Source organism: Candidatus Tectomicrobia bacterium, from assembly GCA_016192135.1.
Taxonomy (GTDB): domain Bacteria; phylum UBA8248; class UBA8248; order UBA8248; family UBA8248; genus 2-12-FULL-69-37.
In genome coordinates, this window is sequence record JACPUR010000030.1 from 70,691 (window position 1) to 82,892 (window position 12,202).

The 12,202-nt window shown below is 70.9% G+C and carries 12 protein-coding genes; 11 read left to right on the forward strand and 1 reads right to left on the reverse strand.

Features of this window, described 5'->3' with window-relative positions; all coding sequences use genetic code 11:
• Positions 1 to 354: 354 nt before the first annotated feature.
• The 11 genes from HYZ11_12665 (at position 355) to HYZ11_12715 (ending at position 11,151) form a co-directional block, all read left to right on the forward strand.
• Positions 355 to 1,311 carry an AAA family ATPase gene (locus HYZ11_12665; protein ID MBI3128450.1) on the forward strand — a complete coding sequence of 319 codons (957 nt, stop codon included), beginning with the start codon at positions 355 to 357 and terminating at the stop codon, positions 1,309 to 1,311.
• A 4-nt stretch (positions 1,312 to 1,315) separates the two neighbouring features.
• The gene (locus HYZ11_12670) at positions 1,316 to 3,373 is read left to right on the forward strand and encodes a hypothetical protein (GenBank protein MBI3128451.1); all 2,058 of its coding nucleotides are present in this window, start codon (positions 1,316 to 1,318) and stop codon (positions 3,371 to 3,373) included.
• A gap of 348 nt (positions 3,374 to 3,721) precedes the next feature.
• Complete coding sequence (locus tag HYZ11_12675; GenBank protein MBI3128452.1) at positions 3,722 to 3,994, forward strand: hypothetical protein; 273 nt, start codon at positions 3,722 to 3,724, stop codon at positions 3,992 to 3,994.
• Positions 3,995 to 4,365: 371 nt separating this feature from the next.
• Positions 4,366 to 5,190, forward strand: coding sequence for a maleylpyruvate isomerase family mycothiol-dependent enzyme (locus HYZ11_12680; GenBank protein ID MBI3128453.1), 825 nt, complete (start codon positions 4,366 to 4,368; stop codon positions 5,188 to 5,190).
• Between the two features lie 332 nt (positions 5,191 to 5,522).
• Positions 5,523 to 5,909, forward strand: coding sequence for a hypothetical protein (locus HYZ11_12685; GenBank protein ID MBI3128454.1), 387 nt, complete (start codon positions 5,523 to 5,525; stop codon positions 5,907 to 5,909).
• Between the two features lie 28 nt (positions 5,910 to 5,937).
• Positions 5,938 to 6,486, forward strand: a complete 549-nt coding sequence (locus tag HYZ11_12690) for a chromate transporter (protein ID MBI3128455.1) — start codon at positions 5,938 to 5,940, stop codon at positions 6,484 to 6,486.
• Positions 6,479 to 7,000, forward strand: coding sequence for a chromate transporter (locus HYZ11_12695; protein MBI3128456.1), 522 nt, complete (start codon positions 6,479 to 6,481; stop codon positions 6,998 to 7,000). The genes HYZ11_12690 and HYZ11_12695 overlap by 8 nt, the downstream gene beginning before the upstream one ends.
• Before the next feature lie 148 nt (positions 7,001 to 7,148).
• Positions 7,149 to 8,111: a carbamate kinase gene (locus tag HYZ11_12700; protein MBI3128457.1), complete on the forward strand. Its 963-nt coding sequence runs from the start codon at positions 7,149 to 7,151 to the stop codon at positions 8,109 to 8,111.
• A gap of 224 nt (positions 8,112 to 8,335) precedes the next feature.
• Complete coding sequence (locus HYZ11_12705) at positions 8,336 to 9,076, forward strand: DUF2877 domain-containing protein (GenBank protein MBI3128458.1); 741 nt, start codon at positions 8,336 to 8,338, stop codon at positions 9,074 to 9,076.
• A gap of 43 nt (positions 9,077 to 9,119) precedes the next feature.
• Positions 9,120 to 10,001, forward strand: a complete 882-nt coding sequence (locus HYZ11_12710; GenBank protein MBI3128459.1) for a 2-dehydropantoate 2-reductase — start codon at positions 9,120 to 9,122, stop codon at positions 9,999 to 10,001.
• 475 nt (positions 10,002 to 10,476) lie between these two features.
• Positions 10,477 to 11,151, forward strand: a complete 675-nt coding sequence (locus tag HYZ11_12715; protein MBI3128460.1) for a hypothetical protein — start codon at positions 10,477 to 10,479, stop codon at positions 11,149 to 11,151.
• A 233-nt stretch (positions 11,152 to 11,384) separates the two neighbouring features.
• On the opposite strand, the gene HYZ11_12720 is transcribed toward HYZ11_12715, so the two are convergent.
• The gene (locus HYZ11_12720; GenBank protein ID MBI3128461.1) at positions 11,385 to 11,993 is read right to left on the reverse strand and encodes a VOC family protein; all 609 of its coding nucleotides are present in this window, start codon (positions 11,991 to 11,993) and stop codon (positions 11,385 to 11,387) included.
• Positions 11,994 to 12,202 lie beyond the last annotated feature (209 nt).

Sequence of the window (12,202 nt, forward strand, 5' to 3'; positions counted from 1 at the left end):
GCCCCTGCACACCCATTTCGCGCCGCGTGGTCGGTAGGGGCGAGGCATGCCTCGCCCCTACAACGACCGTCGCCGCGCCGCCTGATCCGTAGGGGCGGTTCGCGAACCGCCCCTACAACAAAACCGTACCCTGCCGCCCGATCTGCAGGGGCGCATGGCCATACGCCCCTGCAAAATAATGTCCGACATATATATCAGGGGAAGGGGAATCGCCCAACAGGATGGGGTCGAGTCAGCCGTAGGGGCAGGCCCCCGTGCCTGCCCCCCTTCCCCAACCGGGGCGGCCACGGGGGACCGCCCCTACGGGTGCTATAATGGGCGAAGGCCGCATTTTCACACACAAGGAGCCCTCCCTTGCACCTAGACGCCAAGGACGCCGCCCGGGCCGTAGAAGTCCAGGGCGTGACGCTCCACCTGAGCCAGCCCACCGACCCCAGCCAGGAGTGGATCGGCCAGCGGGAGGTCCTCCGCCAGCTCCAGGCCTGCTGGCTCGTGGTGGCCGAGGAGGATTTGCCCCTGGCCCCCCGCATCGTGGGCCCCCCGGGCATCGGGAAGACCACCCTCGCCATGGCCGCCGCGCGGGAGCGGGGGCAGGAGCTCTACATCTTCCAGTGCACGGCCGACACCCGGCCCGAGGACCTCCTCGTCACCCCCGTCCTCTCCGAGGGGGGGAAGATCGCCTACCACGCCTCCCCTCTCGTCACCGCCATGCTGCGGGGCGGGGTGTGCGTGCTGGACGAGGGGAACCGCATGAGCGAGAAGAGCTGGGCCTCCCTCGCGCCGCTCCTGGACCACCGGCGCTACGTCGAGTCCATCGTGGCGGGCATCACCGTGGGCGCCCGGGACGAGTTCCGCTGCTGCGTCACCATGAACGAGGACGCCTCGACCTACGAGGTGCCCGACTACATCCTCTCCCGCCTCCAGCCCACCCTCGAGGTGGAGTTCCCGCAGCGCGAGGACGAGCTGGCCATCCTCCAGTACCACTTGCCCTTCGCCCCGGCCGAGATGCTCGCGCTCACGGTGGACTTCCTCCAGGAGGCCCACGCCTTGGACCTCGACTACTCCCCCCGGGACGGCCTCCACATCCTCCAGTACGCCTTGAAGCGCATGGCCCAGGACCCCAAGCACCCCCTCGGGCAGGACGAGGCCTGGCGCGAGTCGCTGGTCAAGGTGCTGGGGGACGAGGCGCTCGACCTCCGCGGCCTCGCCCGCCGCCGCCGGCAGGCCCTCGGCGAGGAGCTGCCCCCCATGGACTTCGGGGACTACCTCTTCGGCGGGGAGAGCCCCCTGAACCCGGGCCGCGATCGCTGACCCCATGAGCCCCGGCGGTTCCAAGCGAGCCAGCGAAAGGGAGGACTTCCTCTCCCTCTCCCCGCGCATCCGCGTCATCCCGGTGGTGCACGCCTCGGGGGACTTCGCCCAGGAGGCCCGCGACCGCCTGCTCCGCCTGGAGCCGGACTGCCTCGCGGTGCCCCTCCCGCCCTCTTTTGAGGAATCTGTGGAGGCGGGGGTGGAGGCGCTTCCCCGCGTCTCCCTGGCCGCCGCCCGGGAGGAGGAGGGCGCCTGGTCCAGGGAGTGGGAGCGGGAGGACGAGGAGGAAGAGAGTGGGGAAGGGGAAGGGGAGGAGGACGCCCCCGATCTCCCCGCCTTCAACTACGTCCCCGTCGACCCCTGCCAGGCGGTGGTCGCGGCGCTCCGGACGGCGATGGGGGAGCGCATCCCCCGCGCCTGGGTGGACCTTGAGGTCGCGGCCTACGACCCGGAGTCCCACCTCCTGCCCGACCCCTACGCGCTCAAGAAGGTGCCCCTCGACGCCTTCGCGGCGGCGCTCCTCCCGGCCTCGCCCCCTCCCGCGCCCGGCAGCCAGCGCGAGGCCCGGGTGCGCTGGATGGCGTCGCGGCTCCGCGCGCTGGAGAGGGACCACAAGAAGATCGCCTTCCTCTGCCACGCCCTGGACTGGCCCTGGGTGAGGCAGGCCTATCTCACGAACCTGCCCGCGCCGGAGGAAGAAGCGTCGCCCCCCCGCGTCCGGCTCTACGAGGTGGAGGCGGGGACGCTCGCCTTCCTCCTGGGGGAGCTCCCCTTCGTCACCTCGCTCTACGAGAGGCGCCGGGAGGAGCTGCGCGGGGACCGCCACCTCTCCCTCGACGGGGTGAAGGAGCTCCTCCTGGAGGCGCGCGCGGCCTGGCTCGCCGAGCACAACCCCGTCCACAACTGGGTCACGCCCCAGCGGCTCCAGGTCTTTCTCCAGTACGTCCGCAACCTCACCCTCCAGACCCGGCGGCTCACCCCGGACCTCTTCACCCTGGTGGTGGCCGCCAAGCAGTGCGCCGGGGACGCCTTCGCCCTCTGCCTGGCCGAGACGGCGAGGAAGTATCCGTACCAAGACCCCCCCCCTCAATCCCCCCCTTATGAAGGGGGGGAAGGGAAAGGCCCGGCCCGCCGTTCGGGGAGGCAGGATTTTGATTCCCCCCCTGATCAAGGGGGGGGCAGGGGGGGTGAGGAAGAAGGCGCCTGGAACGCGGTGCGCATGGGCATCGGCAAGGCCGAGTTCCCGGAGGGCGATGTCGGCGGGATGAAGAACAGGCTCGGCGGGAGCCCCGTCTCCTGGCGCAACATCTCCTTGAAGCCCAAGCCCCGGCCCTTCGAGAAGCGCAAGTGGGCCCAGCGCTGGGACCCCTACGGCATGTGCTCCTGGCCCCCCGAGGACACGAAGATCGAGAGCTTCCACACCCACGTCCGCGAGCAGGCCAAGGCCCTCCTCGGGGAGGACCTCGCCCGCACCGAGAAGTTCACCGTCTCGATCAAGGACGGCCTCGACATGCGCGAGACCCTGCGCAACTGGCACACCGGGGATTTGTACGTGAAGGAGATCCCCCCGGCGCGCGGGAGCGTGGAGGTGGTCGTCTTCCTCTTCGAGAGCCCGGCCGATCCCGATAAGTATTCCTGGCGCACCATGTGGTACGCCGAGCACGAGGAGGAGTCCACCCTCTGCATGTACGCCACCCCCTTCGAGGGGAACATGGTGGGGCCCGGCATCGCCGAGAGCCAGTACGGGGGCGCCTTCTTCCTCTTTCCTCCGCGCCACCTCCCCGACGTCTGGCGCGACCCCCGGCTCGCCTTCACCGAGACCCTCGAGGAGCGCCTCATCGCCGGCGCCTGCCTCCACTCCCGGGAGAAGAGCGTCGCCCTCGTCTCCCCGCGTCCCCCCCTCGCCCGCTGGCGCCAAATCGCCCGCGTTTTGAAGCGGCACCTCATCTACCTCCCGCTCGGGCGCTTCTCGGGCGAGACCATCGCGCGGGTGCGGAGGTTCCACGTGCTGAACGGAAGGCACGTGAGGAGCTACGCGGCGCGGTTTATACGGGAGATGTGAGGGGGTCTGGATGTCATTCCGAGCCCTTCGCTTCGCTTAGGACAGGCGCAGCGAGGAATCTTCCCGCGCGTCCGCTAGCGTAGACCTCTCGCTGCGCTCGGGGTGACAACCTTAAGGTGGTTTTGGTCTATAGGGTGAAACCCGCCCCTGCGAATTGCGAATCCCCCACCAGACCCGGACCTCTTCCTCCCGAAACAAGAACTTAACAAGATAGATACAGCGCCGAAAAGAAAGCCGGGTTACAATGAACGCGTGGGGATGCCCCGGCGGTCCGGTGCCGGAGGATCCCCAGTGGCGGCCGCCGAGACTTCAAACGAGCGCAGTCCGTCCCGTGAAAGGAGCCATCCGATGATCGCCGAGCCCGTCCAAATCGTGTGGAAGGTGACCGAGCCCACGCAAGGGCTGAGCCGCGATCAAGTCTGGAGGATGGCGGTCCGCACCCGGGGGAACCTGGAGCTGACCCGCTTTCTCGACGCGATGGAGCTGGATGGCGCCTGCGACGTCGTGGTGACCGACGCGCAGGGCCGGGAAACCCTCTTCCACTGCGGGCTTCCCTCCGGCCACCTGGCCGAAACGGGCGATACGGCTTCCGGCGCGCTGTCGGCCTCCGCCGCCCAGTAGCGCCGATCTGTGGCGACCCTGGTCTGTAGGGGCGGCCGGCCGGTCGCCCCTACGAATTTGGCCAAGGGATGGTGCCCCGGTTTTCCCTCTCCCCTTGGGAGAGGGGGCCTGCCCCTGCATCGTCTCTTGCGGCGCTTTTTGTAGGGGCGGCCCCCTGTGGCCGCCCGTTGGTTTGGGGGCGGGCACGGGGGCCCGCCCCTACGTCGTCTTATGGCGATCCTGGTCTGTAGGGGCGGGTCTGAGACCCGCCCCTACGTACTCATGCGCCATCATCCGGTGCAATGCCCCTACGAATTCCCCGCCCGCCCGTGCTACCATCCCCCTCTCGCATGTCCTTCACCGCATCCGTCTGACCCAGGGGAGGCACCGTCTTGGACTACGTGCCCGAGCTTCACGCCACCGTCGCGGCCATCGGCCGGGAGTTCCGCCGCTTGGCAGGCTGGTTCCGCACCTTCGGGGAGGAGGACTGGAAGCGGCCCTCCTACTGCCCGGGCTGGAACGCCGCCAAGGTGGTGGGCCACATGGCCTTCGGGGGCGCCTTCTTCGCCTCCTCGGTGCGGAACGCGCTCAAGGGCGACCTGGGTTTTCCGCTCGGGGCCAAGGACCAGGCCGAGTTCATGCGCATCCGGGAGGACATGGCCCAGGAAATCGCGGATCTCTCGCCGGAGCGGCTCATCGAGCGCTTCGAGCTGAACACCGGGGACGTGTACGGCCTTTTTTCGACCCTGAAGCCCGGGGACTTCGAGCGGCCCACCTGGCACCGGCGGGGGGTGTTCCCGGTGCGGCGGCTGGTCATCTCGCGCCTGAACGAGCTCCTGCTCCACGAGTGGGACATCTGGAACGAGCCCGGGCGCGCCATGACGCAGCAGCCCATCGGCACCGCGGCCGGGAACCTGCGCCAGCACTTCCCGCTCTTCTACGAGCTGAGCCCGGCCGAGGGGCTCTCGGGCACCTTCGCCTTCCGCCTCACCGACGGCAAGAAGTGGGCCATGCGGGTGGAGGGCAAGAAGGCGCAAGATTTGGGACTGGGCGAGCACAGGGCCGATGTGACGATCTCCGCCACCGGGAGCGACATGCTCCTCCTCGCCACCGGCCGGGGCCCGGTCGAGGAGAGGCGGAAAGAGGGCCGGTTCACCGTCGAGGGGGACGAGAAGAAGGCCCAGGCCCTCATCCCCAAATTGTTCTTCCCGCTGTGATGATATGGGGAACGGCGCCGCATTTTTGTAGGGGCGTATTGCAATACGCCCCTACGGGCGGATGCGGCCACGGGTTTTGCAGGATGCATGGCATGCGCCCCCGCGCCCAATCAGATGCACCGCGTGTTTTGTAGAGGCGGTTCGCGAACCGCCCCTACGGGACCATCGTGACAGGATATTCGTAGGGGCGGCCCCCTGTGTCCGCCCCCCCTGTGCGGATGGGGCAGGCACAGGGGCCTGCCCCTACGGATCAAACCCCCGTTTCCCGCCCATCCGATCCTCCGATATATTTCCTTTTTAGCACCCGGTTTCCCCACGACAGGAGGCGCCCCATGCCCGCCACGGCCAAGGGACAGGAACTGCTGGACAAGATGATGCAGGCGCGCGGCTTCGTCTGGCCCGCCTTCGAGCTCCTGTGCGAGATGGACCCCGAGCTCATCGAGCACTACGAGGGGATGAAGAACTACGTCCTGGGCAAGAAGCAGGAGATGCCCGAGCACCTGCGGGAGACCTTCATCTCGGTGGCCATCGCGGTGCGCCACCCGGCCGACACCGAGGGGCTCAAGGAGCACGTCAAGCGCGCCCTCAAGCTGGGGGCCGCGCCGAGGCAGGTGCTCGAGGCCTTCGAGTCGATCTTCCCCCCGTGCGGGATGATGGTCCTCATCGCGGGCTGCAACGCCCTCAAGCGCTCCATGGACGAGCTGGGCCTCAAGGCGTGAGCCCTTGCCGCCCGGCGACATCCGCCCCGTGAACGCGCCCGCGGAGCGCCCCGGCCCCGGCCGGATCGCCTGGACCTTCCTCCGGCTGGGGGCCTTCGCCTTCGGGGGCCTGGGCGGGGCCCTCGCGCTCCTCGAGCGCGAGCTGGTCGAGAGGCGGGGCTGGGTCTCGCGGCGGGACTTCGGCGAGGCCCTCGCCCTCACCAAGCCCCTCCCCGGCTCGACCATGGTGCAGGTGGCGGCCTACCTGGGCGCGCGGCTGGGCGGCTGGCCGGGGGCGCTCGCCGCCGCGCTCGCCTTCGTCGCCCCGGCCGCCTGCCTCATGACGGCGGCGGCGGCCCTCACGGCGTCGCTGCCGGACGCCCCCTGGGCCCGGGGGGCGCTGGCCGGCGTCCAACTCGCGGTGGCGGGCCTCCTCGCCTCGGCCATGTGGAGGCTGGCCCGCAGCGAGGCGCGGGGGAGGAGGCTCACCCTCGTCCTCCTCGCGGCGTGCGCCCTGGGGTTCTTCGCTCCGGCCGCGCTCGTGGTGGCCGGGGCGGGGGCGGCGGGGGTGCTGGCCGAGGGGACGCGGGATGCTTGAGCTCGTCCTCCGCTTCCTGCTCGTGGGGGCGCTGGCCTTCGGCGGGGGACAGGCCGCCCTCCCCTTGGTCGAGCGGATCGCCGTGGCCGAGACGGGCTGGCTCAGCCCCCGCGACTTCGCCGCGGGGGTGGGCATCGCCCAGGCCACCCCCGGGCCGGTGCTCATCCTCGCCGCCTTCGTGGGCCACCGCGCGGCGGGGCTCCCCGGGGCGCTCGCGGCCACCCTGGCCGTCTTCGCCCTGCCGATCCTCCTCGCGGCGCTCGCCGCCCGCATGGCGGAGCGCTGGCGGGGCGGGGCGGCCTTCGAGGCCTTCGGGCGCTTCGCGGGGGCGGCCGCCATCGGGCTGCTGGGGGTGACCCTCGCCTCGATCGCCTGGCCCCTCGTCCAGGCGCACCCGGCGCTGGCCCTCCTCTCCGCCGCCGTCTTCCTCGCCGAGCGCGGGGGCGCCTCGCCGATTCTGCTTCTCGCCGGGGCCGCCGCCGCGGGAGGGGCGTGGGGCGCCCTCGCGGGTTGATGTTACAATCCGCCTTTGCCCCATCCGCCGCCCGGAAACCGGCCCAAGCCGATCCTCCGCGGAGCATGGCTCCCGCCCGGATGGGCGGGGGGAGAGGGGAGCTTTCCCCCGGGTGAGGTTTCGGGATGAAACCCTTGAGGACGCACCGATGACGGATCTCCCGCGCCGCCTCCTCGTCGCCATCGGCGGGAACGCCACCCACCCCGGGAACATCCGGGGGACGCCCCAGGAGCAGATCGTCATCGCCAAGGCCACGGCGCAGTCCCTGCTCCCCCTCATGGAGCTGGACAACGAGCTGGTCGTCACCCACGGCAACGGGCCCGTGGTGGGGAAGATCCACATGCGCATGGCGCTCTCGCGCAAGCGGGTGTCCCCCATGACGCTCGACATCTGCGTGGCCCAGAGCCAGGGGGGGATCGCCTACCTCCTCATGCAGGCCCTGGAGAACGCCCTGCGCGAGAAGGGGAACCCCCGGCACGTCGTCTGCCTCTTGACCCAGGTCGAGGTGGACCCCGGCGACCCCGCCTTCCGGAACCCCACGAAGCCCATCGGCTTCTTCTACGACGAGGCCGAGGCGCGCGCGGCCGGGCGCGAGATGGGCTGGATCATGCGCGAGGACGCCGGCCGGGGCTGGCGCCAGGTGGTGCCCTCGCCCGAGCCCCGCCACATCGTCGACATCTCCCTCGTGCGGGCGATCATGGAGCATGGGGACATCTGCATCGCGGGGGGAGGGGGCGGCATCCCCGTCGTGCGCGGCCCCAAGGGGGAGCGGCGGGGCGTCGAGGCCGTCATCGACAAGGACCTCACCTCGGCCCTCATGGCCAAGGTGCTGGGCATGGAGGCCTTCCTGATCCTGACCGAGGTCCGGCGCGCCGCCATCCATTGGGGGACCCCCAGGCAGCGCGAGATCGAGCGCGCCACCCCCGCCCAGATGCGCGCCTGGCAGCGCGAGGGCCACTTCCCCGAGGGGAGCATGGGGCCCAAGGTCGAGGCCGCCTGCCGCTTCGTCGAGCGGGGGGGCAAGCGCGCCGTCATCGCCCATCTCGAGGAGGCCATCCCCGCCCTGCGGGGGAAGGCGGGCACCCACATCGTGCCCGAGGGGAGCCTGTGATCGCCCTGCGCCTCGCCGGAGGGGCCGCGCTGCGCGCCCTGGCCCCGCCCGGGCGCGGGAGCGTCCTCGCCGTCTTCCGCCGGAGCCTCTACCTGGAGCGATCGGACGGCGCCCTCGCCTGCCTCGGCCCCCCCGCCCTGGGCCCGGGCCCCCTGAACGCGCTGTGCGGTCTCCCCGAGGGCTTCGAGTGGGAGGCCCAAGGCGTCTCGCCCGGCCTCCCGTTCATGTGCGAGGGCGGGGAGGCCCGCGCCGGGGGCGTCGCCGTCTCGCTGCGGGAGGCGCGGCCGTGGCGGCCGACACCGCTTCCCGCCGGCTGGAGCGATGGCCTGGCCGGAGGGCTGGAGGCGCTCGGGCGGGAGGCGAATCCGCCGGCGGAGGGGATGGGGGGAATCATCCCGGAGCTGATCGGGCCGCCAATCCTTCGCAGGGGCGAGGCATGCCTCGCCCCTACAGACGAGAGCACCCCCTTACGCCGCCTCGCCTGGCCCGCGGCGCGCATCCTGGATGCCTGGCTCGCCGGGGCCCTGCGCGGAGAGGCCGGCCCGTCCCCGAAGGAGGCTGAAAACCTCATCGGCCTGGGGCCGGGCCTCACCCCCTCCGGGGACGACTTCATCGGCGGGATGCTGATCGCCCTGCGCGCCCTCGGGGAGGAGGGAACGGCGGACCGGCTGGCCGGCTGGGCGCTCCCGCTCGCGGCGCGGCGGACGGGGAAGATCAGCCTCGCCCACCTGGCCTGCGCGGCCGGGGGGGAGGGGAACGCCGCCCTGCACGGGGCCCTGGCCGCGCTCGCCTCGCCGGGCGCGGAGGGGCTGGCGGAGGCCCTCGCCGCCGTTCACGCCGTCGGCCACACCTCGGGCTGGGACGCCCTGGCGGGGGCGGTGGCGGCCTGCGCGGCGTGGACCCGCGGGGCGGCGCGGCGCGGGAGGCCCCGGGGCTTTGAAGGAAGGCGGCCCGCTCCGGTATGATTCCGGCTCCCGAATCTCGCGAACATTCGATCGGAGGATGGGCATGGAGCGCGTTGCCGTCGTGGGGGTGGGCGCCATCGGGGGGGTGGTGGCCGCGCGCCTCCTGGAGAAGGGCCGGTGCGATGTCACGCTGTGCGTGCGCACCCCCTTCGAGAAGCTGGTGGTGGAGACCCCGAAGCGGGTGATCGAGGCCGAGGCCAAGTGCGCGACCGACCCGGCCCGGGTCGGGCCCGCCGAGTGGGTGCTCCTCGCCACCAAGGCCCACCACACCGAGGGCGCGGCGGGCTGGCTCAAGGCCCTGGCGGGCCCCGGGACCGTCATCGCCGTGCTCCACAACGGGGTCGAGCACCTCGAGCGGGTGACGCCCTACGCGAACGGGGCGCGCGTGCTCCCCGTCGTGGTGCAGTGCCCGGCCGACAAGGTGGGGCTCGGGCGGATGAAGCACCGCAGCTTCGTGCGCCTCGTGGCCCCGGACGACGAGTACGGGCGCGGCCTCGCCAAGCTCTTCGAGGGGACGGACGTGGAGGTGCCCCTCACGAAGGACATCAAGACGGAGCTCTGGACCAAGCTCACCGTCAACTGCGCCCAGAGCCCCATCACCGGCCTCACCCGCCGCCGGCGCGAGGTGCTGGGCCGCCCGGACGTCTCGGAGGTTTCGCTCGCCCTGGCGCGCGAGTGCGCCGCGGTGGGCCGGGCGGAGGGCGCCAGGCTGGCCCCCGGCTTCGCCGAGGAGGTCATCGCCCGGCAGAAGAAGATGCCGCCCGACGCCACCACCTCCATGCTGACGGACGCCTGGGAGGGCAAGCCCCTCGAGATGGACGCCTTCACGGGGGCCGTCATCCGCTTCGGGGAGAAGCACGGGGTGCCCACTCCGGTGACGCGCGTCGTCCACGCCCTGGGCTCGGCCGTGAACCGGGAGGATTAGGGAAAGGGAAGCAATGGTCCCTAGGGGCGGTTCGCGGACCGCCCCTACGGTTTTCCCTCTCCCCCTGGGAGAGGGTAGGGTGAGGGCGCGGGCGAGGGGCATCCCCTCACCCCGGCCCTCTCCCAAAGGGAGAGGGGGCCTTCCTCCCTACGGATGAATATGCGTGAGGCGCCTGGTCCGTAGGGGCGGTTTGCGACCGCCCCTACAGACAAGAACCGCCAAAGGCGGCGCGGGGGCGTATTGCAATACGCCCCCGCGGATGTGCCCTGCAGGGGGATGTCATCCTGCCCCGGCCCCCGGTTGACCCCGCCCTCCGCCCGCCCGGATAATTGCCGGGCCATGCCGGACAGCGCGCTCGATCTTTCCGGGGAGGGTGCCTCAGGTGCCTGAAGGTTCAACGGCTTCCGCGTCTTCCGCCGGCGACAAGGGCGCGCCCCTGCCCGCGCCCGGCCTCCCGGGCTAGGGAGCCCCGCCCTTGGACGGGATGCCGGCGCGGGGGCTGGGCCTCCTCGCCATCTTCTGCGACCTGGAGGCCCGCTGGCACGCCGAGTTCCGGGAGTGGCTCCGGGAGGAGATGTTCCCGGCCCGGCTCGCCGTCGGCTTCTGCGCCTGTGCCTCCTACGACTTGGTGGCGGGGGAAGGAGACGACCGCTCCTCCTCGGCGCCGCCCTTCCTCACCCTCTACGAGACGCCCGCCCTCGCGGACCTCTACGGCGAGCCCTACGCGGCGCTCCGGCGCAACCGCGGCGAGCGCGACCGGGCCTTCCACCAGCGCATGATGGGGATGGAGCGCTACACCCTGGCGGCCGCCTCGCTCCCCCCGGCCGGGCGGCCCGGGGAAGAGAGCGGCCTGGGGCCGCTCGCCTTCGTGGACCGCTTCGACATCCGGCCCGCCGACATGGACGGCTTCAACGTCTGGTACGAGGCCGAGTACGCCCCCTGGTGCGCCATGGCGCCCGGCTTCATCCGGGTGCGGCGCTACCTCGCCATGGAGGGGGCGCCCCGCCACTTCATCCTGCACGAGTTCGCGTCCGAGGAGTTCCTCGACCACAAGCTCTGGCGGGCCATCCGCCACGAGGAGCGCTGGGCCCCCTGCGCCATGACCCACGGCTCCCCGGCGCTGTACAGAAGGGTGGCGCAGCTGCCGTAATTATTTGAATTTATTGACAGACAAGTTATCGTGCACAGGTTAATTCATTGACAGTAGCCCCAAAAGGGGCCATATTGTTTATGCGGTTGACAGGGCTCCTTTTTATTGGAGTCCGCGGCATTGAATATGCCGTCAGCCGCCTTTTTTTTGCCAAAATCACAAGAGGCCAGCGTGTATCTCCTGTATCTGGATGAGTCAAGAAAACCACGGTGACTGGATAAGCTCGTAGCTTCCTACCTCTTCTCCTCCAAAAACGAATAGTCCTCCTTCCACGGCTTGGGCGGGGAGGCGGAGTTGGGGTCGTGGCCGTCGCGGGTGAGGCGGTCGCGGAACCAGCCCGAGTAGACCTCGTTGCGCGCGGGGTCGAAGAGGGCCATGTCGCAGAAGATCTCGATGCAGTTGCCCGAGGGGTCGGAGATATAGAAGGCGTGGTTCTCGCCCCAGAGGCCGTCCCCCTCGGGATGGGTGGGGCTGTGGATGGCGCGCGCCCAGACGATCTCGACGCCCAGGCGCGTGAGGTGCCTCTCCCAGGCCTCGAGCTCGCGGCGGGAGGCCACCTGGAGGGCGATGTGGTGCATGCCGGGCCCGGGGCGCTGCATGGTGTTGACCTCGGGGGCGGGGCACTCCCAGCGGCGCCAGAAGAAGAGGCTCACGTCGTGGTGGAGGGCGGTGCAGCGCAGGAAGGCCAGGCCGAAGTCCACGCCGGGCACCCGGCCGGGAGGGTGGATCTCGGTGATGGTGAAGCCGAGCTTGCCGACGTAGAAGTCGAGCGCGGCCTCGATGTCGTGGACCTTGAGGCCGATGTGCTGGAGGCCCAGGAAGGGCGAAGGGGGCTGGGGCATGGAAACGCTCCTCGGCGGAGAAGGATTCATGCGTGAGGGTAGCACGGACCGGCCGTGATGGCCTGTTCCCCTTCGGGGGAGGAATCCAAGGCCATGCGAACCCGTAGGGGCGGTTCGCGAACCGCCCCTGCGCCTCGCGAATGCCGCGTCAGAGGGGCTGTCTTGCCCCCTCTCCCTCCGGGAGAGGGCCGGGGTGGGGGAATGCCTCT

Coding starts and splice junctions, on each gene's coding strand:
- HYZ11_12670 (MBI3128451.1), top strand. CDS start 1,316: ATGAGCCCCGGCGGTTCCAAGCGAGCCAGCGAAAGGGAGGACTTCCTC.
- HYZ11_12675 (MBI3128452.1), top strand. CDS start 3,722: ATGATCGCCGAGCCCGTCCAAATCGTGTGGAAGGTGACCGAGCCCACG.
- HYZ11_12685 (MBI3128454.1), top strand. CDS start 5,523: ATGCCCGCCACGGCCAAGGGACAGGAACTGCTGGACAAGATGATGCAG.
- HYZ11_12695 (MBI3128456.1), top strand. CDS start 6,479: ATGCTTGAGCTCGTCCTCCGCTTCCTGCTCGTGGGGGCGCTGGCCTTC.
- HYZ11_12700 (MBI3128457.1), top strand. CDS start 7,149: ATGACGGATCTCCCGCGCCGCCTCCTCGTCGCCATCGGCGGGAACGCC.
- HYZ11_12705 (MBI3128458.1), top strand. CDS start 8,336: ATGTGCGAGGGCGGGGAGGCCCGCGCCGGGGGCGTCGCCGTCTCGCTG.
- HYZ11_12710 (MBI3128459.1), top strand. CDS start 9,120: ATGGAGCGCGTTGCCGTCGTGGGGGTGGGCGCCATCGGGGGGGTGGTG.
- HYZ11_12720 (MBI3128461.1), bottom strand. CDS start 11,993: ATGCCCCAGCCCCCTTCGCCCTTCCTGGGCCTCCAGCACATCGGCCTC.